Genomic DNA, 26,343 nt, shown 5'->3' with positions numbered 1-26,343 from the left:
ATGGGGGGTGGTCCGCAACCGGAACGCGGGATTCGGTTGACGTTCTCTTGGCCAACCAGCAGGTAACAACCTTTTTCACGAAAAATTGTGAGTTTCGTCACAGAGGTGGCGCGCCTCCCTTCGAGCGCCCGCACCGAAGGGAGGCCGCTTTCAGGGTTCCGCCCCATCTTCGGGATCTGATCCGGACCGGGTCACAGTTTGATGACATAACCCGGGTATAGGGGACATGGAATAATAATGTGCGCGTGGCCGGCATCCTCCTTGTAGAAGACGATCCCTCCGTCCGCACAGCTCTGGAGCTGGCGTTGACGCGGCAGGGACATTCCGTCACGTCCTATGCGACGGGCGAGGAGGCTCTGGACCACATCCGCGCCCGCCGCCCCGAGATCGCGATCCTCGACGTCATGCTCCCCGGCATCGACGGCGTGGAGGTCTGCCGCCGCATCCGCAAGCTCGACCAGCTCCCCGTCATCCTGCTCACCGCCCGCGGCGACGACCTGGACGTCGTGGTCGGCCTGGAGGCGGGAGCCGACGACTACGTGGTCAAGCCGGTCGAGCCGCGGGTGCTCGACGCCCGCATCCGGGCCATCCTGCGCCGGGCCGAGTCCGCCACCTCCGACCGCATCACCTTCGGCGACCTCGTGATCGACCGGGGGGCGCTCAAGGTCACGCTGGCCAGCAAGGAGATCCACCTGACGCCGACCGAGCTGCGGCTGCTGCTGGAGCTCGTCCGCCACCCCGGGCAGGTGCTCAACCGCCGCTACCTGCTGCGGGTCGTCTGGGACCACACGCACGTCGCCGACTCGCGGCTGGTGGACGCCTGCGTCCAGCGCGTCCGTGCCAAGATCGAGCCGAGGCCGGCCGAGCCCGTCTTCATCCACACCGTGCGCGGGTTCGGCTACCGGTTCAGCCCTCCGTGATCCCGCTGCCCACCGGGCTGCGGGCGCGCCTGGTCATCACGTTCACCCTCGTCGCGGTCACCGCGTCGGTGCTGGTCGCCACCATCGGCTTCGAGCTGGCCAAGACCGCGCTCGTGACCAGGGCCGAGACCACGTCGCTCGACCTGGTGACCCGGGAGCTCGGCCGGATCACCTTCCCGGTCGGCCAGCTCAGGCCGGGCGAGGCGGCGCCGTCCATGAAGGAGCTCAACCAGGTCGTCCGCACGCTGTCCAGCCCCGGCCGCAGCGTCCTGGTCGAGTACGGCAACCTGCTGTCCGCCGACGGCCCGATGACCATGAAGGACGTCCCCAACGAGCTGTACGGCCGGGCCAAGCAGAACGTCGTCACCCAGCGCAAGGTGATCGGCAACGAGCTGTGGCTCGTCGTCGGCGCCGAGGTTCACCGGTACGAGACCGGCACCGCCCCCGAGCCGACCGGGCTGCGCGCGTTCGTCTTCTTCCCGCTGCACGACGAGGAGAGCCAGCTCGCCACGCTGCGCAACACGCTCACCCAGGGCGGCGCGGTCATCGTGCTGATCGCGCTGGTGGTGGCGCTGCTGTCGGCCCGGCAGGTGCTGCTGCCCGTACGGCGGCTCAGCGCGGCCGCCCAGGCGCTCGGCCAGGGCCGGCTGGACACCCGCCTGCCGGTGCACGGCCAGGACGAGCTGGCCGAGCTGACCTCCAGGTTCAACGACGCCGCGGCGGCGCTGGAGCTGAGCGTGTCGGAGCTGCGCTCGCTGGAAGCCATGTCCCGCAGGTTCGTGGCCGACGTCTCGCACGAGCTGCGCACGCCGCTCACCGCCATGACGGCCGTGGCCGACATGCTCTCGGAGGAGGCCGGCCGGCTGCCCGACGCGCCCGCCGAGGCCGTACGGCTGGTGCTGCGCGAGATCGGCCGCCTGCGCGAGCTGGTCGAGCACCTGATCGAGGTCAGCAGGTTCGACGCCGGCACCGCGACGCTCAACGTGGAGCCCGTGAACGTCGCCGACGCCCTCCTCGACTGCCTGGAGGTGCGCGGCTGGAGCGACGAGGTGGAGGTGACCGCCTCGCAGGGGTTGACCGTCAACCTCGATCCGAGGAGGTTCGACGTCATCGTGGCCAACCTGGTCGGCAACGCGCTCAAGCACGGCCTGCCCCCGGTGGAGGTCACCGCGAGAGGCACCGAGAACGGCCTGGAGGTGAAGGTGCGCGATCATGGCAAGGGCATCCCCGCCGAGGCGCTGCCCCACGTCTTCGACAGGTTCTTCAAGGCGGGCGCGGGCCGGGCCCGCAGCCAGGGCAGCGGCCTCGGCCTGGCCATCGCCCGCGCCAACGTGCACCTGCACGGCGGCACGATCTCCGTACGGGCCCAGCAGCCGGGCACCCTGTTCACGGTCTGGCTGCCGCACCAATGAGAGCGCACCGGGCCCTGCCGGCCGTTCTCGCCCTGCTGGCCGCGGCCGCCTGCGGCATCTCGCCGACCGACGTCCAGACCAAGGGCGCCGCGCCCACCATCAAGCTGCCGCCGCCCTCGAAGACCATCTTCCTGATCAGGAACAAGGAGCTCACGCTCGAACCCGCCGACGTCGAGACCGACACCGTGGGGAGCCTGCTCGGCGCCCTGTTCGCCGCCTCCGACCGGCCGCTCGGCGACCGCACCACCGAGCTGCGCGGCCTGGAGTACGTCGGCATGAAGGACTCGCTCGACCCCGTCCAGCGCGACGAGAAGCAGCTCCCGCGCACGTCCACGCTGACCGTCTACTTCAAGGGCGACCGGCCGCTGAGCAGGCTCGGCAAGGCCCAGATCGTCTGCACCGCGCAGCAGGACGCCGCGCAGCAGGACGCCGCGTTCGAGCAGGTCAAGATCGTCCGGGAGAACGACGGCCACCCCTCCAAGGCGGAGGGACGGCCGTACACCTGCGGCGAGCTCAAGTAGGCCCGCCGCGCCTCACATCGTGATGTCCTCCAGCATCTCCGTCACCAGGGCGGCGATCGGGGACCGCTCGGACCTGGTGAGCGTGACGTGCGCGAAGAGCGGGTGGCCCTTCAGCTTCTCCACCACCGCCACCACGCCGTCGTGCCGGCCGACCCGCAGGTTGTCGCGCTGGGCGACGTCGTGCGTGAGCACCACCCGGGAGTTGGCGCCGATCCGGCTCAGCACCGTGAGCAGCACCCCGCGCTCCAGCGACTGGGCCTCGTCCACGATCACGAACGCGTCGTGCAGCGACCGGCCGCGGATGTGCGTGAGCGGGAGCACCTCCAGCATGCCCCGGTCGAGCACCTCGTCGATCACCTCGGGCGAGGTGATCGCGCCGAGCGTGTCGTAGACCGCCTGCGCCCACGGGCCCATCTTCTCGCCCTCGGTGCCCGGCAGGTAGCCGAGCTCCTGGCCGCCGACGGCGTACAGGGGGCGGAAGACGACCACCTTGCGGTGCTGGCGGCGCTCCAGGACCGCCTCCAGACCGGCGCAGAGCGCCAGCGCCGACTTGCCGGTGCCGGCCCTGCCGCCCAGCGAGACGATCCCGATCTCGGGGTCCATCAGCAGGTCCAGCGCGATGCGCTGCTCGGCCGAGCGGCCGTGCAGGCCGAAGACCTCGCGGTCGCCGCGGACCAGGCGTACGGACTTGTCCGGCGCCACCCTGCCGAGCGCCGATCCCTTGGCCGACAGCAGCCGCAGGCCGGTGTGCGCCGGCAGTTCACGGCCCTCCTCCAGGTCGGCCACGCCCTTGTCGAAGAGCGTCTCGACGTCCTCGGCCGTCACCTGCAGCTCGGCCATCCCGGTCCAGCCGGACTCGACGACCAGCTCGGCGCGGTACTCCTCGGCCACCAGGCCGATCGAGGCCGCCTTGACCCGCATGGGCAGGTCTTTGGAGACGAGGACGACGTCGCAGCCCTCGGCCGCGAGCGAGCGCGCGACGGTCAGGATGCGCGTGTCGTTGTCGCCCAGGCGGAACCCGACGGGCAAAATGGACGGATCGCTGTGGTTGAGCTCAACCCTGATCGTTCCATCCCCAGTCGGCATCGGCTCGTCGAGCCTGCCGTGCTGAACCCGCAGGTCGTCGAGGTAGCGCAGGGCTTTCCTCGCGAAGTAGCCGAGCTCGGGATGGTGCCGCTTACCTTCCAGCTCCGTGATGACCACGATGGGAAGGACGACGTCGTGCTCGGCGAAGCGCGTCAATGCCGCCGGGTCGGCCAGCAACACCGAGGTGTCGAGCACGTACGTGCGCTTGGCCGGCTGGTGAGTAGGGTTGCTCGAGGACACTGCCACACGTTCTCCCCCGGGCGCCCATAGGTGCGGGCACCCTGCAGACGAGGTGGGAACCGGACCGGACCCGCGTCCCCGACCGCAACCTGCCGGCGGAGCCGGACTCCGGCCCCCCTCAGCAGATTTCGGTGCAAAGGCGGGCCCTCTCCGGGATGCCCGGCCTGTGGCCGGACACTTCCAACGTTACGTCCTGGATACCCGAATGTCGCATCAAGAACCGTAACGCCGGTGTCTCGCAGCGTAATCGCGCAGCGCCCGCAGGAAATCGACCCTGCGGAAGTCCGGCCAGTAAGCCTCATGGAAGTAGAACTCTGAGTGAGCGCTCTGCCACAACATGAATCCGGACAGACGCTGCTCGCCCGACGTACGGATGAGGAGGTCCGGGTCGGGTTGGCCGCGAGTGTAGAGATGCTCCGCGATGTGTTCGACATCGAGGACCTCCACGAGGTCCTCGATGCTGGCGCCCTTACTCGCATGCTCCTGGAGGAGTGAGCGCACCGCATCGGCAATCTCACGTCTTCCTCCATACCCAACTGCAACGTTCACAATCAGGCCCGGACGGTGTGATGACGCTTCTTTTGCGTTTTTTAGGACATTGGCCGTCCGGGCCGGGAGGAGGTCCAGCGCGCCCACCGGGCTGATCCGCCAGCCCGCGTCCACGAGCTCCTGGACCACGTCCTCGATGATGTGCAGCAGCGGCTCCAGCTCCTCGCGCGGCCGGTTGAGGTTGTCGTTGGACAACATCCAGACGGTGACGACCTCGACGCCCGTCTCGCGGCACCAGCCGAGCAGCTCCGATATCTTGTCCGCGCCCTTGCGGTGGCCGGTGGCCACGTCGCGCATGCCCATGGCGCGCGCCCAGCGGCGGTTGCCGTCGATGATGACCCCGACATGCCGGGGAACGCTGTCCTTGGACAGCTTGGTCTCCAGCCTGTGTTCGTACAGCCGGTAGACCAGGTCGCGCAGGCCCACGGAGTGCCTCCCCAGCGGTGCTGTGCCTTTGGTCGAATGACCCAACAGGCAATTATCACCGCGTTTCGCCCGTGCCTGCTCCCGCAATCGGATTCCTGGCGAGATCTCTTCCGCCGAGGCACCCTTCGGCCTCATGGACCAGTTCACGGACAAACTCGGACAATTCAGCCGACGTCAGGACCGCCCGCATGCCCACGCCGGTGGCCCCCCACGCCTCGACGTAGGCCCGGCGGGTCAGCCGCCACTGGGCGGGTGCGGGCTGCCAGATGGGGATGGTGCGCAGCTGGCAGCGCAGCTCGCCGCCGCCCACCAGCCCCGACCGGGTGCGGTAGCGGAAGGAGAACAGCTCGCTCTCCGGCTCCTCGTCGGGGAAGCGGTCGTCGGGGTCGTTCCACCGCCTGGCCGCCCCCCTTCCCTGCCGCGCCTCGTCGACCCCGCGCGCCAGGCGCGCGAGCAGCCAGCCGCACCGCTCCCCCACACTGCCGTACGGCGTGCCGTCGCGATGGAGCTCAAGGGTGATCTCGTACGGCGTGCCGACGGTGTCCGTGCACGCGACGGGCGTGACGGTCAGATATGACCCATCGACACAGCGTAGTCCCCCCACGCCCTTCCCCGTTTCCGGCCCTAACTCAGCTAAACCCGTAGAAACCTCTGGCTGTGTCCCCGAGGACCAGGTCCCGATCGGTTCCGCCCAGCAGCGCGCCGGTGACCTCCCAGACCGTCCGGTAGTCGGCCGCCTGCAGGGCCACCGGCCAGTCGCTCCCGGCCATCAGGCGCTCCGGGCCGAACAGCTCGACGGCGTGCTCCACGTACGGCCGCAGGTCCTCCACCGTCCAGTTCCGGCGGTCGGCCTCGGTGACCAGGCCGGAGACCTTGGCGTACACGTTAGGGAAGCGGGCCGCGCGGGCCAGCCCACCGGCCCACGGCTCCCACTCGTGGTCCCTGATGCGCGGCTTGGACAGGTGGTCGACGACGATCCTCAGGGACGGATGCCGCCCGGCCAGCGTGACGACGTGGTCGAGGTGCCGGGGCAGGAGCGAGACCACGTCGAACGTCAGGCCGGCCGCCGCGAGCAGGCCGAGCGACTCCAGCACCTCGTCGCGGACCAGCCAGTCGGGGTCGGGCTCCTCGTGGATCAGGTGCCGGACGCCACGGAACTTCGTATTTCCGGCATATCGGGCGATGGCCTCGGCGGCCTCGTCCGGGCGGAGCAGCGGGATCCATCCGACCACCGCGCCGACGAAGTCGTGGGCGTCGGCCAGGGCCAGCAGGGCATCGGTCTCGGCGCAGGAGTCGGCGGCCTGCACCAGCACCGTACGGTCCACGCCGGCCCGCTCCAGCTCGGGAGCCAGGTCGTGCGGCGCGTAGGTCCGGTAGAGCACGCCCGCCTCGGGGGTGAGCCAAGGGTAGTCGCCGGTTTCGAGGTCCCAGAAATGCTGGTGCGCATCGACAATCACCCCCCAAACCTAGGATGTCTGGATATTTCAGAGCAAGGGGTGCCAGCCGTGCTCACGCCAGCCCGGCGGCTGGTGCCACTCCGTCCACCCGAAGCCGGTGACGCCGTCGTCGGACTCCAGCTCGCACATCGCCCTCGGGAACTCGGCCACCGCCCCCTCGGGCGACACCAGGGTCACCGGGGCGAACGCGACCGGCCGCACGGTCACCGCACGGCCGGGGAAGCTCAGCAGCGTCTCCGCCGGACGGTCGCCGTCGAACCGGGTGCCGGCCGTGAAGCCCCCGGCATGCTCGATCTCGCCGCCGGGCGGCACCGTGAACGCCGGCCACGGCAGCGGCATGCCCAGGTTCACCTGCGTGCCGTGCAGATGGGTGCCGTCGGCGAGGCGGCCGCTGCTCCACGTCCAGGAGATCGACCACCAGTCCCTGACGCCCCAGCTGTGGTCGCGTTCGCCGTGGCCGTGGAAGGGCCGGCCGTCGACCGTCCCGGTCACCTCGCAGGGGACCTCGTAGCGGGGGGTGAGCTGGTAGCCGTACACGCCGCCGCGGGTGTGCCATTCGAGGTCGAGCGCCAGGTCCGGGGCGGTCAGGCGCAGCCGTGCGGTCCGGAGGGGGTCGGTCGCGGCCAGGTCCGCCTCATAGGAGCCCGAGGCCATCGCCAGGCCGGTCGGCGGGGCCTCGTGGTCGGTGATCTCCACCAGGCCGCCGCCGCGCCGGACGAGCCGGACCCAGAACCAGGTGCGCTTCCAGTTCGGATAGAGCCCGATGCGGACGTATCCGCCCAGCTCGCCGTCGTCGGAGACGAAGTCGAGGTAGTAGGACTCGTTCCACAGCGGGTCGTCGCCCGGCTCGTGGAGCTGCTCGTCCTGCTCGCCGAGGGGCCAGTCGCCCATGTTGACGATCCGCACGCCGTACCGCCTCCCAAGCGCTTGCTACGAGCAGCTTAGCCGCGATCCCGGCGGAACAGGCGGCTCCACAGACGGGGTTTCCCGTCCGGCAGGAGACCGCGGGCGCGCAGCCAGGCGGCGAAGTCGTCGGCGTCGGCCCGGTAGCCGGGCGGCGGGACGGCACGGGCGGCCGCGTAGGCGGCGAACTCCGCGGCCAGGGCGGGCCCAGCGGCACGGGCGGCGTCCGGGCGGATCCTGGCCACCACGCCGCGCCGCTTGGCCATCAGGGAGGCCGCCTGCACCCGGAGCCGTCCGGCGTCGAAGCCCTCGGGCGGGTCCGCCCCGGCCACCAGGCTCGCGACGACCCGGCCCTGGGCCTGCGCCAGCCGCGCCCGCGCCTGCTCACTCATCTCGTCCGCCCACGGGCTGCCCGGCCCGGACCGTCGCGGCCCGGATCCGCGCCAGCTCCCCGGCCAGCACGGCGTCGCTCGGGTAGTCGTCGTCCCACTCCAGCAGGACGCCGGGCGGCGCGGTCCGGGCGCACAGCTCGGCCAGCAGGTCCAGCACCGGTGGCGGCACGGCCGCGGCATGCGTGTCGTGCCAGATCCCGTGGTGCTCGTGACCGCCGGCCACGTGCACGTACGCCAGATGCGCCAGCGGCAGCGTGTCCAGCGCGTCCACGGCCGACAGTCCCAGGTTGACCTGGTTGGTGTACAGATTGGCCACGTCCACCAGCAGCCCGACCCCCGTACGTTCCACGACCTCGGCCAGGAAGCGGGCCTCGGTCAGCTCGTCGTCCGGCCAGCCGAAGATCGCGGCCACGTTCTCCAGCGCCAGCGGCACGGGCAGCGCCTCCTGGGCCAGCCGCACGTTCTCCACCACGATCTCCAGCGACTCCCGCGTACGCGGCACGGGAAGCAGGTGCCCCGCCTCCACGCCGCCCCCGCGGACGAACGCCAGGTGCTCGCTGACCAGCGGCGCGTCCAGGGCCAGCGCGCAGGCCGCGAGCCGGGCGAGCCGGTCCGGGTCCGGCCGCTCGGCGCCGCCGACGCCCAGTGAGACGCCGTGCGGGATCACCGGCACGCCCCTGGCACGCAGCAGGCGCAGCGACTCGGGCAGGTCGCCGGGGTCGATGTTCTCGGCGACCACCTCGACGAACCCGACGCCCGCCAGCCGTTCGACCGTCAGGTCGAGCTCCGGCCGCCAGCCGATGCCCACCCCCAGGTCCGGCACGCCCAGGTCCGGCATGTCAGCTCCCCCCGCCGCCACAGCCGCCGCCCCCGCAGCCGCCGCCTCCGCAGCCGCTCCCGCCACCGCATCCCGTGGTGCCGCAACCACCGCCGTGCCCGCCGGAGCTCTGCGACTGGACGTGGCCGCCCGGGCCGCTGCGCCGCCGTCGTCCGGGCAGCAGCGTCAGGTCGGGGGAACCGTTGATCGCCAGGGTCAGGTTGGCGTCGTTCAGCTCGCCGAGGCCGTACAGCGCGACGGCCACCGGGCCGCCGGACGTGCCCGGCGGGTGGTCCAGCTTGGCCCGGTCGAGCGCGGCCTGCCCGGAAGCGGTCAGGTCGGTCGGGAACGAGCGCCTGTGTCCGGCTATGGCGGTCGGCGCGCCCACGACCGTCCCGGCCAGGACGCCGAGCGCGGCCAGGGGAAGCGCGGACGTGCCCTCGACGGCCACCGACAGCGCCTCCACGGCCGCCCCGGCGAGGGCCAGCACCGCCAGCACCCGTAACCGGACGATCAGCCGGTCGACCTGGGTGAAGGAGCCGGTGGGGTGGATCGCGCCGATCCTGCCCAGCCGGTGCCGGAGCTCGTCCAGGGTGGCGCTCTGGCTCACGCTGTGCCTGATCGTGCTGGCCCAGCCTCCGGGGGAGCGCTGGACCTCGTCCAGGACGGCGTCCTCGACCGGCTCGCCGGTGCTCCGGGCGCCGGCCACCTGGTGCACCCGTCCGTCGCGGGACACGCGTACGGCCCCCGACGCGGCCAGCAGCCCGACGGCGGCCTCGGCGACGCGCCGCGAACCGCCCGCCATGAAGGCCAGCTCGTAGGGGCCGAGATCGCGCAGGCGGGGTTCGGAAGCCGCGCCCCGGATGGCGGCATGCTCACGCCGGACCGCCAGAACGGTGACGCCCGCCGTCACCGCCAGCGCCACCGCGAGGATGAGAAGGAACAGATCCATACGCCCTCCCCTCGTGCGACCCGTCGGGCCGCGTACCGGGAAGACGTATAAGGAAGGCATAAAGGTTCCGGGCGATCAGGACGCCCGCGCGCGGTGCGGCGGCCAGCACCGCCGCACCGCGGGCGCCCGCTCAGCCGAGCCGGTCGAGCAGGGCGTCGTACTCGTCCCACAACTGCTTCGGCAGGCGGTCGCCGAACTTCTCGAAGTGGGCCGGGATCAGGGCCGCCTCCTCGCGCCACACGTCGCGGTCGACCGACAGCAGCGTGCGCAGGTCCTCCTCGTCCAGGTCGAGGCCCTCGGTGTCGAGCTCGGCGGGCAGCAGGCCGATCGCCGTGGGGTTCGCCCCGGCCTCGCCGTTGAGGCGGTCGACGATCCACTTGAGCACGCGGCTGTTCTCGCCGAAGCCGGGCCAGATGAACTTGCCCTCGTCGTTCTTCCTGAACCAGTTGACGTAGTAGATGCGCGGCAGCTTCGCGCCCTCGACCCGGCCGATGTCGAGCCAGTGGCCGAAGTAGTCGCCCATGTTGTAGCCGCAGAACGGCAGCATGGCGAACGGGTCGTAGCGCAGCTCGCCCACCTTGCCCTCGGCCGCGGCGGTCTTCTCGGAGGCGACGTTGGCTCCGAGGAAGACGCCGTGCTCCCAGCTCAGCGACTCCGTGACCAGCGGCACGGCCGTGGCGCGGCGGCCGCCGAACAGGATCGCCGAGATGGGCACGCCCTTGGGGTCCTGCCATTCAGGTGCGATGGTCGGGCACTGGGAGGCGGGGGTGGTGAAGCGGGCGTTCGGGTGGGCGGCGGGCTCGTCGCTGTCGGGCGTCCAGGAGCGGCCCTTCCAGTCGGTCAGGTGCGCCGGGGGCTCCTCGGTGAGCCCCTCCCACCACACGTCCCCGTCGTCGGTCAGGGCGACGTTGGTGAAGATGCTGTTGCCCCAGAGGGTCTTGATCGCGTTGGCGTTGGTCACCTGGCCGGTGCCGGGCGCGACGCCGAAGAAGCCGGCCTCCGGGTTGATGGCGTGCAGGCGGCCGTCGTCGCCGAAGCGCATCCAGGCGATGTCGTCGCCGATCGTCTCGACCTTCCAGCCCGGGATCGTGGGCTGGAGCATGGCGAGGTTCGTCTTCCCGCACGCGCTCGGGAAGGCGGCCGCGACGTAGCGGGTCTCGCCGGTGGGCGGTGTGAGCTTGAGGATGAGCATGTGCTCGGCCAGCCAGCCCTCGTCGCGGGCCATGACGCTGGCGATGCGCAGCGCGTAGCACTTCTTGCCGAGCAGGGCGTTGCCGCCGTAGCCGGAGCCGTAGGACCAGATCTCGCGGGTCTCGGGGAAGTGGCTGATGTACTTGGTGGAGCTGCACGGCCAGGCCACGTCGGACTGACCCGGCCGCAGCGGGGCGCCGACGGAGTGGACGGCCTTGACGAAGCCGCCCCGCTGCTCGATCAGGCGCAGGGCCCGTTCGCCCATGCGGGTCATGATCCGCATGGACACGGCCACGTACGCGGAGTCGGTGATCTCGACGCCGAGCTGCGAGATCTCGCCGCCGAGCGGGCCCATGCAGAACGGGACGACGTACATGGTGCGTCCGCGCATGCAGCCCGCGAAGAGCTCGGAGAAGGTCTTCCGCATCTGCGCTGGAGCGATCCAGTTGTTGGTCGGACCCGCGTCCTCCTCGCGCTCGGAGCAGATGTAGGTGCGGTCCTCGACCCGGGCCACGTCGCTGGGGTCGGACTTGGCGTAGAAGCTGTTCGGGCGCGCGGCGAGCCGGGTGAGCGTCCCCTGCTCGACGAGGAGGTTGGTCAGGCGCGTCCACTCCTCCTCCGAACCGTCGCACCACTCGATCCGGTCGGGCTGGGTCAGGGCTGCGATCTCGTTCACCCACGCGACCAATTCGCGATTGCTCGTCGGCGCGGGCACTTCCACGGAAACGGACACGACTGTGACTCCTCCACTCTCTCAGGGCCCAGACATCATTAACGACGAAGGCGCATGAAGGCCAATTGGCATAGACCTATTGGCGCGACCGTCGTCGCAGGCAGCGGCCCTGACGATCCGAGGAGCCTACCCAAGGCTCGGCGATTTAAAAGAGGAATTTCCGGGGGGTGGTCCAGGCCAATTCCGGTGGTCTAAACCAATTACCGCAGTGGTTTAGTCCAATTTCCCGAGCTGTTTACGCCGGTCTTCTCAGGAATTGACGTCGGGACCCGCGCTGCGCACTCTGTCGACGTGCTGGAGCGCGTCGCGCAGCTCGGCCAGCCAGGCGTCGGTGTTCTTGCCGACCAGGCGGACGCACCAGGCCAGCGCGTCGCTGCGACTCCTGGCCACGCCGGCGGCCACCAGCGTGTCGAGCACCTGACGCTCCGACTGACGCAGTCGCGTCATGACGGGGACGGAAAGTGTGGTGAACATCACAGTCTCCCCGCCGCACCGCACGCCCCAGGAGACCTTCTGGCGGAAGCGGCGCTCGGCCTCGCGGGCGATCTCGATGCGCCGCTCGCGGGTCTCCTCACGGAACCTGCGGGCCAGCCCCTCGATGAGGGCGAGCCGCTCGGCCTCGGGGGTGTCGGCGGGCGGATCGGGCAGCGTGCCGAGCACCGCGATCTCCTCGCGGTCGCGGACGATCTCGGGGGCCCCGGTGAACCACCCGTCGGGGAGCCGGCCGGTGAACCAGCCGCGGACCTGTGCGCCCATCTCATCTGTTGACATGTAATTACGATTACACAGTTGCGCGCGAAATGCACGAGCGGAACTCCGGGTTTCGCTCAAGGGTTGGCTCAGCGCACGCGGGCGGCCACGACCGGGCTGACCCGGACGACGCCGGCCAGGTTCCGCGTGCTCAACGGGGAGATCTTGACGACGTCACCGGTACGGGGCGCCTGCAGCACCTTCCCGTTGCCCCAGTAGATCGCCACATGCGAGATGTAGGCCGGGTTCGTCGGGTCGTTGCGCCAGAAGATCAGATCGCCGGGTTGCGCCTGGGCCAGCGGCACCTGCGGCCCGGCCACCCACTGCTGGTGCGTCACCCGCGGCATCCGTACGCCCGCCTGCCCGTACGCCCACTGCACCAGCCCCGAGCAGTCGAACGTGTTCGGCCCCTCGGCCCCCCACACGTACGGCCGGCCCAGCTTGGACACAGCGGCCTTCAGCGCCGCCGTGAGCTGCTCCACGGTCATGAACGACCCGGACGGCCAGCTCTTCGGGGTGTCGATCCTGGCCCGCGGCTGGACGGGGTTGACGGTGGCCACCTGCGTGCCCTTGGGCATCGCGGCGAGGATGGCCCTGCGTAACGCGTCGGAGTTCGTGCCGGGGGCGCTGACGATGAGCGCGTTGTCGCGCGGCAGGCGCAGCCGTCGCCCGGTCTCCTTGGACACGACCGCGTCGACCGCGCCGAACCCGGTGGTGGCGTACGCGCCGATCCGCAGCGGCCCGGCCGGCCCGCTCACACGGCTGTGCAGCGCGAGCCCGCCGTCGTTGCCGAGCACGAACGAGACCGCCACGTCGCCGGAGGCCACGTTCTGCCACAGGGCGTCGGAGGAGGCCGTCACCTTGGGGGTGTAGGCCCGGAACGTGGACGGGTTCACCGCGAGCGTCTGGACCCGCTTGCCGTCGAGCGAGATCGAGGCCGCGTCGGCCAGCTCAAGAGCCCGTACGCCGCGCAGCCTGGCGACCTTGCGCAGCAGTTCCTGGGTGAACGGCTTGCGGGTGAGCACGAAGAGGTTGGGTTTGCGCAGCTTGCCCAGCGGCGTCACCGGCTGGTCGGGACGGGCCTGGGCCATGAGCGTCTGCTTCGGAACCGGCCGCGCCCGCACCACCTCGGCCGGCGCGGCCTGCTCCTCGCCCGTCTGGACCAGCACCAGCACGTCGGTGGTCAGCACGGCCACCAGCATCACCACGATGAAGGGGATCAGCCTGGATAAGTCCCGCCGCTTCCGCGTCTTCACCAGAAAGCTGAGATCCTGCGCGATTCCGGACGAACGCGAAAACGCCGCCGGGCCGACGTGGGCCCGGCGGTCAGGATCTGCGGGGGTCAGTTGCCGATGTACGGCACAGCCTCAAGGATCTCGACGGTGTTCTGGCGGCCGTTGGGCATCGAGTACGTCGCCTTCTCACCGATCTTCTTGCCGTTGATCGCCGAGCCGAGGGGCGACTTGGGCGAGTAGACGTCGATCGGAGCGCCGCTCTCCTCGCGGGAGGCGAGCAGGAAGGTGACCTCGTCGTCGTCGCCGACGAACCGGATCGTCACGGTCATGCCGGGGCCGACCACGCCTTCGGTCTTGGGGGCCTCGCCCACCTTGGCGTTGTCGAGGATCTGGCGGAGGTGGAAGATCCGGGCCTCCATCTTGCCCTGCTCGTCCTTGGCGGCGTGGTAGCCGCCGTTCTCCTTCAGGTCGCCCTCTTCACGGGCGGCTTCGATCTTCTTGGCGATGTCGACGCGCCCGGGGCCAGAGAGATATTCGTACTCCGCCTTCAGGCGGTCGTACGCCTCCTGCGTCAGCCATGTGACGTTCTCATCGCGAGAGTCGGCCACGGGTTCTCCTTGCTTGCCTAGGGGGCCCTGAGATCACTTGAGGTTGCGGATGGTTGAATTGCGAAAGGCTAACAACTCAACCGACCGGACGCTTCCCCAAATGTCTCACTATACGAGATTGCAGTACTGGATGTGGACGGTAGTGGCCTGACCGCTGGTGTCGAGGCTCTCCTTGAGCTGCTTACTACCCGCACCAGCCGGGATTCTTACTTCCTTGCTACCGACTTCCGCGTGGTAGACGTCCAGTGCCCTGATCCGGCAGACGGCCACTCTATCGTCGGGCTTGTAGACCTCGAAGGTGATCTCCGCGCGCCCGGGCGCGTCGATGCTGAACGACACGACCTGCGCCGGGGCCTCCGAGCCGCCGCCGGCCGTCATCGACCACATCACCCAGCCCCAGCCACCGGCGACGATGGCCACCAGCACGCCGATCACGACATGCACGACCAGCCGGCCGCCTCTCCTGGGACGGTCGGGGAAGTCGTCGGGTGTGCCGAGAACGGGTCCGTTCCCGACATCTTCGGTGACCATGGCGGAATCTCCCTGCACTCCCTGAGCGTTATCCGAGACAATTGTCGCCCGCGGGGGGCGTGCCCTCGCGACCGCCCAGCAGAAACTAACCTCTCTGGACGAGTGACCGGTCCTCCACCGAGGAGACCCTGTGAGGAGAACACGCCCGTGAGTGCACCCCTGAGGTTGATGGCAGTCCACGCCCACCCCGACGACGAGTCGAGCAAGGGCGCCGCCACGATGGCGCGTTACGTACGCGAAGGCGTGGAAGTGCTGGTCTGTACCCTCACGGGCGGTGAGCGGGGTTCCGTGCTCAACCCGAAGATGGACCGGCCGGAGATCGTGGCCAACATCGGCGAGGTGCGCAAGGCCGAGATGGAGCGGGCCCGCGAGATCCTCGGGGTCCAGCAGCGTTTCATGGGCTTTGTCGACTCCGGCCTGCCGGAGAGCGAGGAGGAGGAGCTGCCCGAGGGCTGCTTCGCCGTGCAGAAGCTTGAGGACGCCTCGGCCCCGCTGGTGGCCGCCGTGCGCGAGTTCCGTCCGCACGTGATCATCACGTACGACGACGACGGCGGCTACCCGCACCCCGACCACATCATGACCAACAAGGTCTCCGTCGAGGCGTTCGAGGCGGCCGGCGACCCCGACCGCTACCCCGGCACCGGCGACCCGTGGCAGCCGATGAAGCTCTACTACCAGATGGGCTTCACCAAGGAGCGTTTCGAGGCGCTGCACGAGGCCATGACCGAGCGCGGGCTCGGCTCCCCGTACTCCGACTGGATCTCCCGCTGGGAGGACCGGCCCGCCAAGTGGCCGGTGACCACGCGCGTGCCGTGCGGCGAGTACTTCCAGATCCGCGACGAGGCCCTGCTCGCGCACGCCACCCAGGTCGACCCCGACGGCTTCTGGTTCGTCTGCCCGCGCGAGCTGCAGCAGGAGATCTGGCCGACCGAGGACTACCACCTGGCGCGCTCGCTCGTCGACACCGGGCTCCCCGAGGACGACCTGTTCGCCGGCATCCACGCCGAGGAGGTCTCACCCGCCTGCCACTGAACGGACCATGGCGGGCTGGTGGCAGACTGAAGGTGTGACAGTTCTCGCAGCTGGTGATGTCAGTCCGGGTCTGCTCGGCTTCACCGTCGTCGCCCTCATCGGGCTGGCCCTCTACATCCTGATCAAGTCGATGAACAAGCAGATGTCGAAGATCCAGGTTCCGCACGAGGGCGACACGGACAAGAAAGCCGAATAGATGCCGATCGAAGTAGTCGACAACTCGTTGGAGTGCCGCTTCGAGGTGCTCGTCGACGGCAAGGTCGCCGGGTTCGCCGACTATCGACTGCTGCCCACCAAAATCGTCTTCACGCACACCGAGGTGCTGCCCGCCTACGAGGGCCAGGGCCTGGCGGGCAGGCTGGTCGAGTTCGCGTTGCGCGCGAGCGTCGACACCGGGCTGCGCATCGTGCCGCTGTGCCCCTACGTGGCCCGCTACATCGAGCGCCACCCCGAGTTCAAGGAGCACAGCGACCCGTCAGTCGCCGGGTGACCAGGCCCGCTCCAGCGCCTTGGGCAGGCCCCACCAGCCGAGCGGGGTCAGCACCTCGTCGGCGTCCACGATGCCCAGGTAGGTCCACAGGCTGACCACCGAGGCGAACAGGCCCTCGGTGGCGTCGAGGTCGTCGTCGTCCTGCTCGTCGGAGTCGATGTCGTCCGACTCGGCGATGAGCCTGGCCAGGCGTTCCGGCGAGGCCAGCACCCCCGGCCCCAGGCGGGCCAGCGCCGCCACGGCGGCCAGCCAGTCGGCGTGCTGGATCGCGCACAGGTTGGCCAGGGCGGTGTCCTCGTGGCTGAGCCGCCCTTCCAGATCGGCGAACTCCTCCGGCACGTCGCCCTCCTCCGGCAGGTCGGAGATCGGCCCGGCCACGCCCGCCGCCACCGCCAGCCACAGCTCCCGGTCGTCGTCGGGCATCGGCCTGTCGTCGAACCCGGCGCAGGCCCTCAGCACGTTCGCGGGGTAGCCGGGCAGGCCCAGCAGCGTGCGCAGACGCGCGGCGGCCAGCTCCAGCTCGACCAGGGGCAGCTCGGGGGCCTTGGGCAGCTCGCCGACGATGCGCCGCAGCTCCGACAGCGCGAAAGCCTCCTCCTCGTCGAGCGCGGCGAACAGCTCCTCGTCCTGCTCGTCACTCACCGCGAAGCCCGGCACCCGGCCGTCGGGCAGCGGCGTGGCCAGCCAGTGCTCCTGGAGCTCCTCGTACGCCCGGCGGGCGGCGTGGTCGCCCAGGGCCAGCGCGTCGGGGTCGACCTCGCCGGACTCGACGCGCTCCTCCAGGAAGGCGACCAGGCGCCCGAACATCTCGGTTGCGACGGGACCGCGCTCGTCCTCCTCGGGCCAGACGAAGTAGCTGGGCGTCATGAGGATCGGCTCGGTGCCGGTGGACTCGACCCAGCGCTGCACGTCGCCGACGGTGGCCACGCCCGCCTCGATGGAGCCGAGCGTCGCCTTGGCGGAGTCCCAGAACGGCTGCGAGAGCGGGTTGCCCGCCGACACCATGGCCCGTCGCAGGTCGGGCAGCGCCACGAGCGCCACGCCCGAGGGCACGGCCAGCAGCGCGCGGGCGACATCCCTGCGCGTGACGGCGGCCGCCGGGCGGTCGGCGTGGGCGCAGACGTAGTCGATGTCCACGCCCGTAACCTACGCCGTCCGCCCGGCCGAAGTCAGCCGCGGGGGTGGCGGGCCAGGCGCGAGGGGCGGTCTAGGGTGAGCGGGGGAGGTCATGATGAACCGGTTGAACGACGCCACGAGCCCGTACCTGCTGCAGCACGCGGGCAATCCCGTCGACTGGCACCCGTGGGGCGAGGAGGCGTTCGCCGAGGCCCGGCGCAGGGACGTGCCGCTGCTGATCAGCGTGGGCTACTCGGCCTGTCACTGGTGCCACGTGATGGCCCACGAGAGCTTCGAGGACGCCGAGACGGCCGCCCTGATGAACGAGCACTTCGTCAACGTCAAGGTCGACCGCGAGGAACGGCCCGACGTCGACGCCGTCTACATGACCGCCACCCAGGCCATGACGCAGCAGGGCGGCTGGCCGATGACGGTGTTCGCCACGCCCGACGGCCATCCGTTCTACTGCGGCACGTACTTCCCGCGCCCGCACTTCCGGCGCCTGCTGACCGAGATCCACCGCGTGTGGACCGGCGACAGGGAGTCGGTGCTGGCGCAGGGGGCCAAGGTGGTCGAGGCGCTCAACCAGAACACCGCGTTCCCGCGCGGCGCCACGCCCGAGGCGGAGACGCTGGAGCGGGCCGTCGCCAACCTGCGGGAGTCGTTCGACCCGGTCAACGGCGGGTTCGGCGGCGCGCCGAAGTTCCCGCCGTCGATGGCGCTGGAGTTCCTGCTGCGCTCCGGCGAGCGCGAGATGAGCGGCCGGACCTTGGAGTCCATGGCCCGCGGCGGCATCTACGACCAGCTCGGCGGCGGTTTCGCGCGGTACAGCGTCGACGCCGAATGGGTGGTCCCGCACTTCGAGAAGATGCTCTACGACAACGCCCTCCTGCTGCGGGTGTACACCCACTGGTGGAAGGCGGGCGGCGGCGACCTGGCCCGCCGGGTGGCGCTGGAGACGGCCGGCTGGATGCTGCGCGAGCTGCGTACGCCCGAGGGCGGCTTCGCCTCGGCCCTCGACGCCGACAGCGAGGGCGTGGAGGGCAAGTTCTACGTCTGGACGCCCGAGGAGCTGCGCGAGGTCCTCGGCGACGACGACGGGCGCTGGGCCGCCGCGCTCTTCGACGTCACCGGCACGTTCGAGCACGGCACGTCGGTGCTCCAGCTCCCGCGCGACCCCGAGGACCACGTCCGGTACGCCGGGGTGCGCGGCAGGCTGCTGGCGGCCAGGGAGCTGCGGGTGCGGCCGGGCCGCGACGACAAGGTCGTGGCCTCCTGGAACGGCCTGGCGATCGCGGCGCTCGCGGAGGCCGGCGTCGTGTTCGAACGCCCCGACCTGGTCGAGGCCGCCACGGCGGCGGCCGAGCTGCTCGAAGGCGTGCACACGGCCGACGGGCGGCTGCTGCGCACCTCGCGCGACGGGCGCGCGGGCGCCAACGCGGGCGTCCTTGAGGACTACGCGAACGTGGCGGAGGGGCTGATCTCCCTCTACGGCGTGACGGGCGTGACGAAATGGCTCCGGCTGGCCGGCGCGCTGCTCGACACGGTGCTCGACCGCTTCTCCGACGGCTCCGGCGGCTTCTACGACACCGCTGACGACGCCGAACGGCTCTTCCAGCGCCCGCAGGACCCCACGGACAACGCCACGCCCTCCGGCCAGTACGCGGCCGCGGGGGCCCTGCTCTCCTACGGCGCGCTGACCGGCTCTGCGAAGTACCGGGACGCCGCCGCGGCCGCCCTGGCCACGGTGTCGGTGCTGGCCGACCGGCACGCCAGGTTCGCCGGCTGGGGGCTGGCCGTGGCCCGCGCGGCGCTCGACGGGCCCGTGGAGGTCGCGGTCGTCGGCAGCCCCGCCGACCCGCGTACGGCCGCCCTGCACCGCGAGGCGCTGCTGGCCGACGTGCCGGGCCTGGTGGTCGCGCCCGGCGACGGCGAGGCCGGCGGGGAGCCCTTCCCCGCGCTGCTGGAGGGGCGCGGCCCGATCGGGGGCGCGCCGGCCGCCTACGTGTGCAGGGGGTTCGCCTGCCGGCTGCCGGTCACCACGGTCGAGGAGCTGCGGGCCGAGCTAGCCGGCGCCTGACGGCCGGCTCAGGTTGTTGTCGCGCTGGGTGTCGCGGCCCTCGTCGGGCGTGCCGAGAGGCTGGTCGGAGGGCGCGGTGGGCGCGTCCTGGGGGCGTTCGTCCTGCCGGCCGCCGGTCCTGCCGTTGTCGCCGAAGCCCTCGTCGGTGGGGGCCTCGCTGACCCCCGGGTCGCCGAAGGGCTGGTCGGTGCTGCCGGGGCCGGGGCCGGGGCTGTCCCACTCGTTCTGGTCGGCGGGCGGCGAGGACGGGTGGTCGGGGACGTCGCGGCCGCGGTCGGGCGGCGAGTAGGAGGACTCGTAGCCGTACTGGGACGGCTCGGGGAACTCCTCGACGGGCTCGCCCGCCATGGCCTCGGTCATGAACGCCCGCCAGACCTGCGCGGGGAGCTGGCCGCCGAACTGCGTGCCGTAGCCGGGGATGGTGACGGTCTTGTCGTCGCTGCGGAACATGTTCACGGCGACGGCGAGCTGCGGGACGAAGCCGTTGAACCAGACGTTCTTGGAGTCGTCGGTGGTGCCGGTCTTGCCGGCGACCGGACGGTCGTAGAGGCGGGCGGCGGTGCCGGTGCCGTACTTGACGACCTGCTGCATCGCGTAGACGGTGTCGGCGGCGGCCTGCTCGCTCACCACCTTCGTGGCGGTGGGCTGGACCGACTTCTTCTCACCCTTGCTGTCGGTCACCGACTTCACCACGTGGGCCTCCATGTGCACGCCCTTGTTGGCGAAGGTGGAGAACCCCGAGGCGTTCTGGACGGCGCTGACGGACGACACGCCGAGCGGGAATGTCGCGTACGCCTGCTGCCCCTGCAACTGCTCCTTGGGGATGCCCGCGGCCTCGGCCACGGCCGCGACCTTGTTCAGCCCGACCTTCTGGCCGAGGTCGACGAAGGCCGTGTTGACGGAGTTCTGGGTGGCGCTGACCAGGTTGATCTGGCCGTAGGAGCGGCCGCTGTCGTTGGGGATGGGCTTGTCGGCCGAGGCCACCCGCAGCGGCGAGTTGCCGTCGACCCTGGTGGACAGCTCGAAGCCGTTGTCGAGCGCGGCGGCCAGCGTGTACGGCTTGAACGTCGAGCCCGCCATTCGCTTGGCCGAGAACGCGTTGTCGTAGTCGCCGACCTGGTCGTGGCGGCCGCCGTAGAAGGCGACGACCTCGCCGGTGGCCGGGTCGACGGCGGCCAGCCCGGTGCGGACGCTCTTCGGCGTGGAGGCCGGGACCACGTCCTTGACCGCCTGCTCGGCCGCCGCCATGAGCTTCTTGTCGAACGTCGTGACGATCTTCAGGCCGCCGCTGTTGATGGTCTCGTCGGAGTAGCCGCGCCGGTTGAGCTCGGCGGTGACCTGGTCGAGCATGTACTGACCCTGGCCCTTGAGCTCGAACGGCTTCTTGGGCGCCTTGAGCACCGGGAAGCGCTCGGCGGCCGCCTGCCGGCCCGACAGCGCGCCCGTCTGGCGCATGGCGTTGATCACGCCCTGCCACCGGGTGCGGGCCGCGTCGAGGTCGGTGCCCTCGGGGTCGGCGAACCGGCTGGGCTGCTGGATGACCGCCGCCAGGTACGCGCCCTCGGCGACGGTGAGCTTGTCGACGTCCTTGCCGAAGTAGGCGCGGGCGGCCGACTGGACGCCGTTGGCGCCGCGGCCGAAGTAGATCGTGTTGAGGTACTGCTCCAGGACCCAGTCCTTCGACTTGGACTGGTCGACCTTCATCGCGATGAGGATCTCTTTGAACTTGCGGGTGACCGAGCGCTCCTGGCTGAGGCCGCTGTAGTAGTTGCGCACGAGCTGCTGGGTGATCGTGGAGCCGCCCTGGAGCTGCTGGCCGGTGACGGTGGACCAGACGGCCCGCGCGGTGCCCTTGAGCGACACGCCGCCGTCGTTGTAGAACGAGCGGTTCTCGGCCGCGATGACCGCGTCGCGCACGTGCTTGGGCACCTTGGCCAGCTCGACGTTCCGGCGGTCGACGCCCTGCCTGGCTAGCACGGTCTTGCCGTCGCGGTAATAGATCACCGAGCCTTCGGCGGTGGCCGATTCCTGCGTGCTGTCGGGAATGGGAGTCATCGCCCAGGCAATAGCGAAAAGCCCGGCGAACACGGCGATTCCGGCGCCGAAAGAGATCAACACAATTCGGAGTACGCGCCGTTTCCGCATGCCTTTTCCACCACCGCCCCGCATCCGAGCCCCCCCTTCGAGACACCCTCGCCCAACCCCCGCAAGCTGGGCGAATGTCAAGGGTAAACGATCGATAACGGTGCCTCGTCCCTAAGCGATGGTACGTCTAGCGTCCGCCGCGGCGTGGAACATCGGCGACCAAAGGCAGCACTCGGTAAGGAACCGGCGTGTCGAGTGCGATGATCGAAGAAGTCCTGAGGACGCCCTGAACATCCACGATTTGGTCGATGACGCGTTGCAGATCGGCATTCGTCCGCGCGACCACCCGGCACAGCAGGTCCGCGCCGCCGGTGATGGTGTGCACCTCCAGCACCTCGGGGATGTGGGCCAGCCGGTGGGCGACCGGGTCGTGGCCGGAGACCTGCCTGATCTCCATGGTGACGAACGCCGTCACGTCGTAGCCGAGCGCCACGGGCGACACGTCGGGCCCGAACCCGGTGATGACCCCCCTGCCCACCAGCCGGTCGAGCCTGGCCTGGACGGTGCCGCGGGCGACGCCCAGACGGCGTGAGCATTCGAGCACGCCCAGCCTGGGTTCGGCGGTCAGCAGGGAGATCAGACGGGCGTCCAGTTCATCGATCGTCATGCTGTACACATTCTCCGACTCGGGCTGGGAACGGGTGGACAGATTGTGCACTCGTACAAGTAACTGTTGCACAACTCGTCCAGCTAAATCGAGAGTTGTCGGTATGACTGATGTCTTTCCGGTTAACGGCATGGATGCCGTGGTGTTCGCCGTCGGCAACGCCCGGCAGGCCGCCCACTACTACTCGACCGCGTTCGGCATGCGACTGGTGGCCTACCGAGGGCCGGAGAACGGCAGCCGTGACGAGGTCGCCTACGTCCTGACCTCGGGCAGCGCCACTTTCGAGTTCAGGGCCTCGGTCCGGCCCGGCACGGACATGGCCAGGCACGTCGCCGAGCACGGCGACGGCGTGATCGACCTGGCCATCCAGGTGCCCGACGTGGAGGCCGGGTACGCCTACGCCGTCGCCCACGGCGCCACGGGCCTGGTGGAGCCGTACACGCTGGAGGACGAGCACGGCAAGGTGGTGATCGCGGCCATCGCCACCTACGGCGAGACGCGGCACACGCTCGTGGACAGGTCCAACTACGGGGGCGCGTACCTGCCCGGTTACGTGCCGGCCGAGCCGCTCGTCGCGCCGCCCGCGACGAAGACGGGACGCCTCTTCCAGGCGGTCGACCACTGCGTCGGCAACGTGGAGCTGGGCAAGATGGACGAGTGGGTGGAGTTCTACCGCAAGGTGATGGGCTTCACGAACATGGCCGAGTTCGTCGGCGACGACATCGCGACCGAGTACTCGGCGCTGATGTCCAAGGTCGTGGCCGACGGCACGCGGAAGGTCAAGTTCCCGCTGAACGAGCCGGCGATCAGCCGCAAGAAGTCGCAGATCGACGAGTACCTGGAGTTCTACGGCGGCCCCGGCGTGCAGCACATCGCCCTCGCCACCAACGACATCCTCACCACCGTCGACCACATGCGCGCGGCGGGCGTGCAGTTCCTCGACACGCCCGACTCCTACTACGACGACCCCGAGCTGCGCGAGCGCATCGGGCAGGTCAGGGCGCCGATCGAGGAGCTGAAGAAGCGCAAGATCCTGGTCGACCGGGACGAGGACGGCTACCTGCTGCAGATCTTCACCCAGCCGGTGCAGGACCGCCCCACGGTCTTCTTCGAGCTGATCGAGCGGCACGGCTCGCTCGGGTTCGGCAAGGGCAACTTCAAGGCCCTGTTCGAGGCGATCGAGCGCGAGCAGGAACGCAGGGGCAACCTTTAGTTTGTCCCGACTTAGTGGTGGTCATGTGGATTTTATGGGACCACCACCAGTTTCTGGGCTGATGAGGCGCCGGCGGCAGGCAGCCGCCGGCGCCTTCGCCTTGCCTCCCTCCACGGTGACGAGTCGTCGAGTACGCGTGACCCAGCGTAAGATTCCGGTCACGGGTTGAAGGGGGCGCGTTCACGTATGCGAATCAGAAGACGCGGGGCAGCCGTGCTGGTGGCCCTGATCAGCGTGCTCGCCTGCGCGCCCACCGACGAGCCGCCGCCTCACGCGGCCACCGGCCGGCACGCGGGCGCGCCGGGCATCGGCGACACCGACTTCCCCCAGGACGGCAACGGCGGCTACGACGTCGCCCACTACGCGCTGACCGTCGACTACACCCCGGCCGGCAAGCGACTGACCGGCCTGACGAAGATCCGCGCCAAGGCCACCCAGGACCTGTCGAGCTTCAACCTCGACCTCACCGGCCTCGACGTCGCCAAGGTCAAGGTCGACGGCACGCCCGCCCGCTTCTCCCGCAAGGGCGGCGAGCTGACCGTGACCCCGGCCGCGCCGCTCGTCGCCGGCTCGCCGTTCACCGCCGAGATCTCCTACTCGGGCGTCCCCACACCGGCCAAGGACACCGCCAACCTGGGCACGTACGGGTTCATCCCCACCGGCGACGGCGCGTTCGTGGCCTCCGAGCCCAACGGCTCCAAGACCTGGTTCCCCAGCAACGACCACCCGGCCGACAAGGCCACCTTCGACTTCACGGTCACCGTGCCCGCCGGCCTGACCGTCGTGGCCAACGGCGAGCAGAGCGCGGCGCCGTCCACCGCGGGCGGCCGCACCACCTTCCGGTGGAGCGAGCGGCACCCGATGGCCACCTACCTCGCCACGGCCACGATCGGCAAGTTCGAGGTGCGCCAGGGCCGCTCGCCGGGCGGCATCCCGACGTACGCGGCCGTCGACCCGAAGTTCAAGACCAGCCTCAACCACGTCTACGACGTCTCGGGCGAGATCACCGACTACTGGAGCACGGTCTTCGGCCCCTACCCGTTCTCCTCGACCGGCGCCGTGGTCGACGACTACTCGGCCGGCTACGCCCTGGAGAACCAGACCAAGCCCCTCTACGGCGGCTTCGACCCCGACGAGGGCATCATCGCCCACGAGCTGGCCCACCAGTGGTTCGGCGACAGCCTGACCATCAAGCGGTGGAAGGACCTGTGGCTCAACGAGGGGTTCGCGACGTACGCCGAGTGGCTGTGGTCGGAGCACCGGGGCAAGAAGACCGCCGACGCCACCTTCAAGGACTTCTACAACCGCGACGCCAAAGACCCGATGTGGGCCTACCCGCCGGGCCGGGCCAAGCCCGGTGACCTGTTCAACGAGTCGGTCTACACCCGCGGCGGCATGGCGCTGCACGCCCTGCGCAAGGCGGTCGGCGACCCGGTGTTCTTCAAGCTGCTCAAGACCTGGACCGCCGAACACCGCTACGGCAACGTCACCACGCGGCAGTTCGTCGACCTGGCCGAGCGGCTGTCCGGCAAGGACCTCGACCCGCTCTTCGACGCGTGGCTCTTCCAGCCGCGCCGCCCGACCCTCGCCTGACCTGCGCGGAAACGCTTTCCTTCGGCCGGTCCAAGTAAAGGTGTAAGGGCGAACGACGAAGGGAGCGAGGCCAGTGCGCCTCAACGAGGACCCGGTGGCCTTCGAGGCCTTCTATCGCCGCCATGTCGACGTCGTCATGCGGTTCGTGGTCCGGCGGGTGAGCGATCCTCATCTCGCCGCCGACCTGACCGCCGACGTCTTCCTGGCGGCCCTCGACTCGGCCCACACCTACGTGCCGGGCCGGGGCAGTCAGACCGCGTGGCTGTACGGCGTGGCCCGCAACGTGGTGTCGGCCCAGCTCCGCAGGTCGGCCCGGGAAGCGCGGGCGGCGGGCCGGATCGCGGGGCGGCGGCTGATGGACGACGACGACCTCGTCCGGATGGAGGAGCGGATCGACGCCGAGCGCGAGATGCGCGGCGCCCTGGAGGCCATGGCGGGCCTGCCGGAGGGCGAGCGCGCGGTGCTGGAGCTCGTGGCGATCGACCAGCTCACCGTCTCCGAGGCGGCCGCCGTTCTGGGCGTCAGGCAGGTGACCGCGCGGGTCCGCCTGCACCGGGCCAGACGTGCCCTTGAGAACGTCGCTTCGCCGTCGGCCGTGTACGTGGAGGGACAGGCATGAACACTTTCGAGGAGCGGTTGCTGCACGCGCTCAAGGAGGAGATGGCGACCGGGACGCAGCCCGTCGTGACGCCGGTCGTCCGGCGGCCCCGGTGGCGGCTCGTAGGGTTGACCGCCGCGGCGGGGGTCGCCGCAGTCGCCACCGTGGCGGCCACCGGCCTGTTCGGCGGAGGGCCCGCGTACGCGGTGACCGGGACGGCCGACGGCGGGGTGTCGGTGGAGATCAACGCCTTCCGGGACCCCGGCGGGCTGGCGTCCGAGCTGGCGGCGGCGGGGGTCAAGGCGGTGGTGGACTACCTGCCGTACGGCCAGACCTGCAAGGAGCCGCGCGGGCAGCGCGGGGGCGGCGAGGGGCGGTTCGAGACGAGCATCGGCAGGAGCGGCGACGGGATCTCCTTCCGGATCGCGAAGGGTCAGGTTCCGGCGGGGCAGACCTTGGTGCTGGCGGTCACCCTGGACAGCAGCGGGCCCGAGGCGCCTCCGATGTCCACCTCGCTGCAGATCGTCAAGGGCGCGGTGAGCCCCTGCGAGCCGGCCGCGATGCCCGTCCCGCCGGCAGGCGACCAGAACGACGGCCGCTCCGACACCCGTACGGACCCGGGCGACGGCGAGGGCACCCAGCAGGGCTGACCTCCGACGAGGACAGCCCTGCTCGGCCAGGGAACACGGGCAGGTCGCGGCCTTCGCACCCTTGGCTCGCGCCTGCCCGCCGGCCCTCCCGCGAAG

General features: G+C 70.5%; 27 protein-coding genes. 11 read left to right on the top strand and 16 right to left on the bottom strand.

Translation table 11 applies throughout. The annotated features are described in order from the left end of the window. The first annotated feature begins 245 nt into the window (after positions 1 to 245). The 3 genes from ABZ815_RS30870 to ABZ815_RS30860 are packed head-to-tail and all read left to right on the top strand — an operon-like array spanning position 246 to position 2,853. Positions 246 to 920 carry a response regulator transcription factor gene (locus tag ABZ815_RS30870; protein WP_125636689.1) on the top strand — a complete coding sequence of 225 codons (675 nt, stop codon included), beginning with the start codon at positions 246 to 248 and terminating at the stop codon, positions 918 to 920. Continuing rightward, positions 917 to 2,332: a HAMP domain-containing sensor histidine kinase gene (locus tag ABZ815_RS30865; RefSeq protein ID WP_357704075.1), complete on the top strand. Its 1,416-nt coding sequence runs from the start codon at positions 917 to 919 to the stop codon at positions 2,330 to 2,332. The genes ABZ815_RS30870 and ABZ815_RS30865 overlap by 4 nt, the downstream gene beginning before the upstream one ends. Further along, on the top strand, positions 2,329 to 2,853 hold the full coding sequence (locus ABZ815_RS30860) for a hypothetical protein (protein ID WP_357704073.1): 525 nt from the start codon (positions 2,329 to 2,331) through the stop codon (positions 2,851 to 2,853). Before ABZ815_RS30865 ends, ABZ815_RS30860 begins: the two co-directional genes overlap by 4 nt. A gap of 12 nt (positions 2,854 to 2,865) precedes the next feature. On the opposite strand, the gene ABZ815_RS30855 is transcribed toward ABZ815_RS30860, so the two are convergent. The 13 genes from ABZ815_RS30855 to ABZ815_RS30795 all read right to left on the bottom strand — a co-directional run bounded on the left by ABZ815_RS30855 (position 2,866) and on the right by ABZ815_RS30795 (position 14,723). Next, positions 2,866 to 4,185, bottom strand: coding sequence for a PhoH family protein (locus ABZ815_RS30855; RefSeq protein ID WP_357704071.1), 1,320 nt, complete (start codon positions 4,183 to 4,185; stop codon positions 2,866 to 2,868). A 207-nt stretch (positions 4,186 to 4,392) separates the two neighbouring features. Beyond that, positions 4,393 to 5,154, bottom strand: a complete 762-nt coding sequence (locus ABZ815_RS30850) for an isoprenyl transferase (RefSeq protein ID WP_357704070.1) — start codon at positions 5,152 to 5,154, stop codon at positions 4,393 to 4,395. A gap of 55 nt (positions 5,155 to 5,209) precedes the next feature. Next, positions 5,210 to 5,758 carry a hypothetical protein gene (locus ABZ815_RS30845; RefSeq protein WP_357704068.1) on the bottom strand — a complete coding sequence of 183 codons (549 nt, stop codon included), beginning with the start codon at positions 5,756 to 5,758 and terminating at the stop codon, positions 5,210 to 5,212. Positions 5,759 to 5,783: 25 nt separating this feature from the next. After that, positions 5,784 to 6,611 carry an amidohydrolase family protein gene (locus tag ABZ815_RS30840; RefSeq protein WP_357704066.1) on the bottom strand — a complete coding sequence of 276 codons (828 nt, stop codon included), beginning with the start codon at positions 6,609 to 6,611 and terminating at the stop codon, positions 5,784 to 5,786. Between the two features lie 27 nt (positions 6,612 to 6,638). Then, complete coding sequence (locus ABZ815_RS30835; protein ID WP_357704064.1) at positions 6,639 to 7,517, bottom strand: hypothetical protein; 879 nt, start codon at positions 7,515 to 7,517, stop codon at positions 6,639 to 6,641. 35 nt (positions 7,518 to 7,552) lie between these two features. Further along, positions 7,553 to 7,906, bottom strand: coding sequence for a hypothetical protein (locus ABZ815_RS30830; protein ID WP_357704062.1), 354 nt, complete (start codon positions 7,904 to 7,906; stop codon positions 7,553 to 7,555). Next, positions 7,899 to 8,744: a DUF692 domain-containing protein gene (locus ABZ815_RS30825; RefSeq protein WP_357704060.1), complete on the bottom strand. Its 846-nt coding sequence runs from the start codon at positions 8,742 to 8,744 to the stop codon at positions 7,899 to 7,901. Before ABZ815_RS30825 ends, ABZ815_RS30830 begins: the two co-directional genes overlap by 8 nt. A gap of 1 nt (position 8,745) precedes the next feature. Next, positions 8,746 to 9,675 (bottom strand): TIGR04222 domain-containing membrane protein, encoded by a 930-nt coding sequence (locus ABZ815_RS30820; RefSeq protein ID WP_357704058.1) that lies wholly within the window; start codon positions 9,673 to 9,675, stop codon positions 8,746 to 8,748. 130 nt (positions 9,676 to 9,805) lie between these two features. Beyond that, the gene (locus tag ABZ815_RS30815) at positions 9,806 to 11,599 is read right to left on the bottom strand and encodes a phosphoenolpyruvate carboxykinase (GTP) (protein WP_357704056.1); all 1,794 of its coding nucleotides are present in this window, start codon (positions 11,597 to 11,599) and stop codon (positions 9,806 to 9,808) included. A 249-nt stretch (positions 11,600 to 11,848) separates the two neighbouring features. Next, positions 11,849 to 12,370: a hypothetical protein gene (locus ABZ815_RS30810; RefSeq protein ID WP_357704054.1), complete on the bottom strand. Its 522-nt coding sequence runs from the start codon at positions 12,368 to 12,370 to the stop codon at positions 11,849 to 11,851. A 68-nt stretch (positions 12,371 to 12,438) separates the two neighbouring features. Then, a complete protein-coding gene (locus tag ABZ815_RS30805; protein ID WP_357704052.1) occupies positions 12,439 to 13,605 on the bottom strand; it encodes a C40 family peptidase in 1,167 nt (388 codons plus the stop codon). Positions 13,606 to 13,691: 86 nt separating this feature from the next. Further along, positions 13,692 to 14,192: a transcription elongation factor GreA gene (gene greA / locus ABZ815_RS30800; protein ID WP_352323258.1), complete on the bottom strand. Its 501-nt coding sequence runs from the start codon at positions 14,190 to 14,192 to the stop codon at positions 13,692 to 13,694. Positions 14,193 to 14,300: 108 nt separating this feature from the next. Next, on the bottom strand, positions 14,301 to 14,723 hold the full coding sequence (locus ABZ815_RS30795) for a DUF4307 domain-containing protein (protein ID WP_357704049.1): 423 nt from the start codon (positions 14,721 to 14,723) through the stop codon (positions 14,301 to 14,303). Positions 14,724 to 14,870: 147 nt separating this feature from the next. Here ABZ815_RS30795 and mca point away from each other — a divergent pair, with 147 nt between their 5' ends. From mca to ABZ815_RS30780, 3 genes are read left to right on the top strand one after another with little or no spacing between them, the layout of a single operon-like run. Beyond that, positions 14,871 to 15,755, top strand: a complete 885-nt coding sequence (gene mca, locus ABZ815_RS30790) for a mycothiol conjugate amidase Mca (protein ID WP_357704047.1) — start codon at positions 14,871 to 14,873, stop codon at positions 15,753 to 15,755. A gap of 34 nt (positions 15,756 to 15,789) precedes the next feature. Next, on the top strand, positions 15,790 to 15,951 hold the full coding sequence (locus tag ABZ815_RS30785) for a hypothetical protein (protein WP_352323255.1): 162 nt from the start codon (positions 15,790 to 15,792) through the stop codon (positions 15,949 to 15,951). Continuing rightward, positions 15,952 to 16,245 (top strand): GNAT family N-acetyltransferase, encoded by a 294-nt coding sequence (locus ABZ815_RS30780; RefSeq protein WP_357704045.1) that lies wholly within the window; start codon positions 15,952 to 15,954, stop codon positions 16,243 to 16,245. Here the strand turns inward: ABZ815_RS30780 and ABZ815_RS30775 are convergent. After that, positions 16,231 to 17,382 carry a hypothetical protein gene (locus ABZ815_RS30775; protein WP_357704043.1) on the bottom strand — a complete coding sequence of 384 codons (1,152 nt, stop codon included), beginning with the start codon at positions 17,380 to 17,382 and terminating at the stop codon, positions 16,231 to 16,233. The two genes, ABZ815_RS30780 and ABZ815_RS30775, sit on opposite strands and share 15 nt — an antisense overlap. Positions 17,383 to 17,473: 91 nt before the next feature. Between ABZ815_RS30775 and ABZ815_RS30770 the strand changes: the two genes are divergently transcribed. Then, positions 17,474 to 19,441: a thioredoxin domain-containing protein gene (locus tag ABZ815_RS30770; RefSeq protein WP_357704041.1), complete on the top strand. Its 1,968-nt coding sequence runs from the start codon at positions 17,474 to 17,476 to the stop codon at positions 19,439 to 19,441. On the opposite strand, the gene ABZ815_RS30765 is transcribed toward ABZ815_RS30770, so the two are convergent. Both ABZ815_RS30765 and ABZ815_RS30760 read right to left on the bottom strand, forming a co-directional pair. After that, positions 19,427 to 21,496: a transglycosylase domain-containing protein gene (locus tag ABZ815_RS30765; protein ID WP_357704039.1), complete on the bottom strand. Its 2,070-nt coding sequence runs from the start codon at positions 21,494 to 21,496 to the stop codon at positions 19,427 to 19,429. The two genes, ABZ815_RS30770 and ABZ815_RS30765, sit on opposite strands and share 15 nt — an antisense overlap. A gap of 217 nt (positions 21,497 to 21,713) precedes the next feature. After that, the gene (locus tag ABZ815_RS30760; protein WP_357704037.1) at positions 21,714 to 22,193 is read right to left on the bottom strand and encodes an Lrp/AsnC family transcriptional regulator; all 480 of its coding nucleotides are present in this window, start codon (positions 22,191 to 22,193) and stop codon (positions 21,714 to 21,716) included. 130 nt (positions 22,194 to 22,323) lie between these two features. Between ABZ815_RS30760 and hppD the strand changes: the two genes are divergently transcribed. From hppD to ABZ815_RS30740, 4 genes are all read left to right on the top strand, one after another. Then, positions 22,324 to 23,406 carry a 4-hydroxyphenylpyruvate dioxygenase gene (gene hppD / locus ABZ815_RS30755; RefSeq protein WP_357704035.1) on the top strand — a complete coding sequence of 361 codons (1,083 nt, stop codon included), beginning with the start codon at positions 22,324 to 22,326 and terminating at the stop codon, positions 23,404 to 23,406. Positions 23,407 to 23,592: 186 nt separating this feature from the next. Further along, on the top strand, positions 23,593 to 24,999 hold the full coding sequence (locus ABZ815_RS30750) for a M1 family metallopeptidase (RefSeq protein WP_357704033.1): 1,407 nt from the start codon (positions 23,593 to 23,595) through the stop codon (positions 24,997 to 24,999). Positions 25,000 to 25,072: 73 nt separating this feature from the next. Beyond that, complete coding sequence (locus ABZ815_RS30745) at positions 25,073 to 25,618, top strand: sigma-70 family RNA polymerase sigma factor (RefSeq protein ID WP_357704031.1); 546 nt, start codon at positions 25,073 to 25,075, stop codon at positions 25,616 to 25,618. Further along, positions 25,615 to 26,247 (top strand): hypothetical protein, encoded by a 633-nt coding sequence (locus ABZ815_RS30740; protein ID WP_357704029.1) that lies wholly within the window; start codon positions 25,615 to 25,617, stop codon positions 26,245 to 26,247. The genes ABZ815_RS30745 and ABZ815_RS30740 overlap by 4 nt, the downstream gene beginning before the upstream one ends. The last annotated feature ends 96 nt before the right edge of the window (positions 26,248 to 26,343 follow it).

It is taken from the genome of Nonomuraea sp. NPDC047529 (assembly GCF_040642995.1).
Lineage (GTDB): Bacteria > Actinomycetota > Actinomycetes > Streptosporangiales > Streptosporangiaceae > Nonomuraea.
The sequence above is the reverse complement of the archived record's forward strand: the minus strand, read 5'-3'. Positions and strand labels throughout refer to the sequence as shown.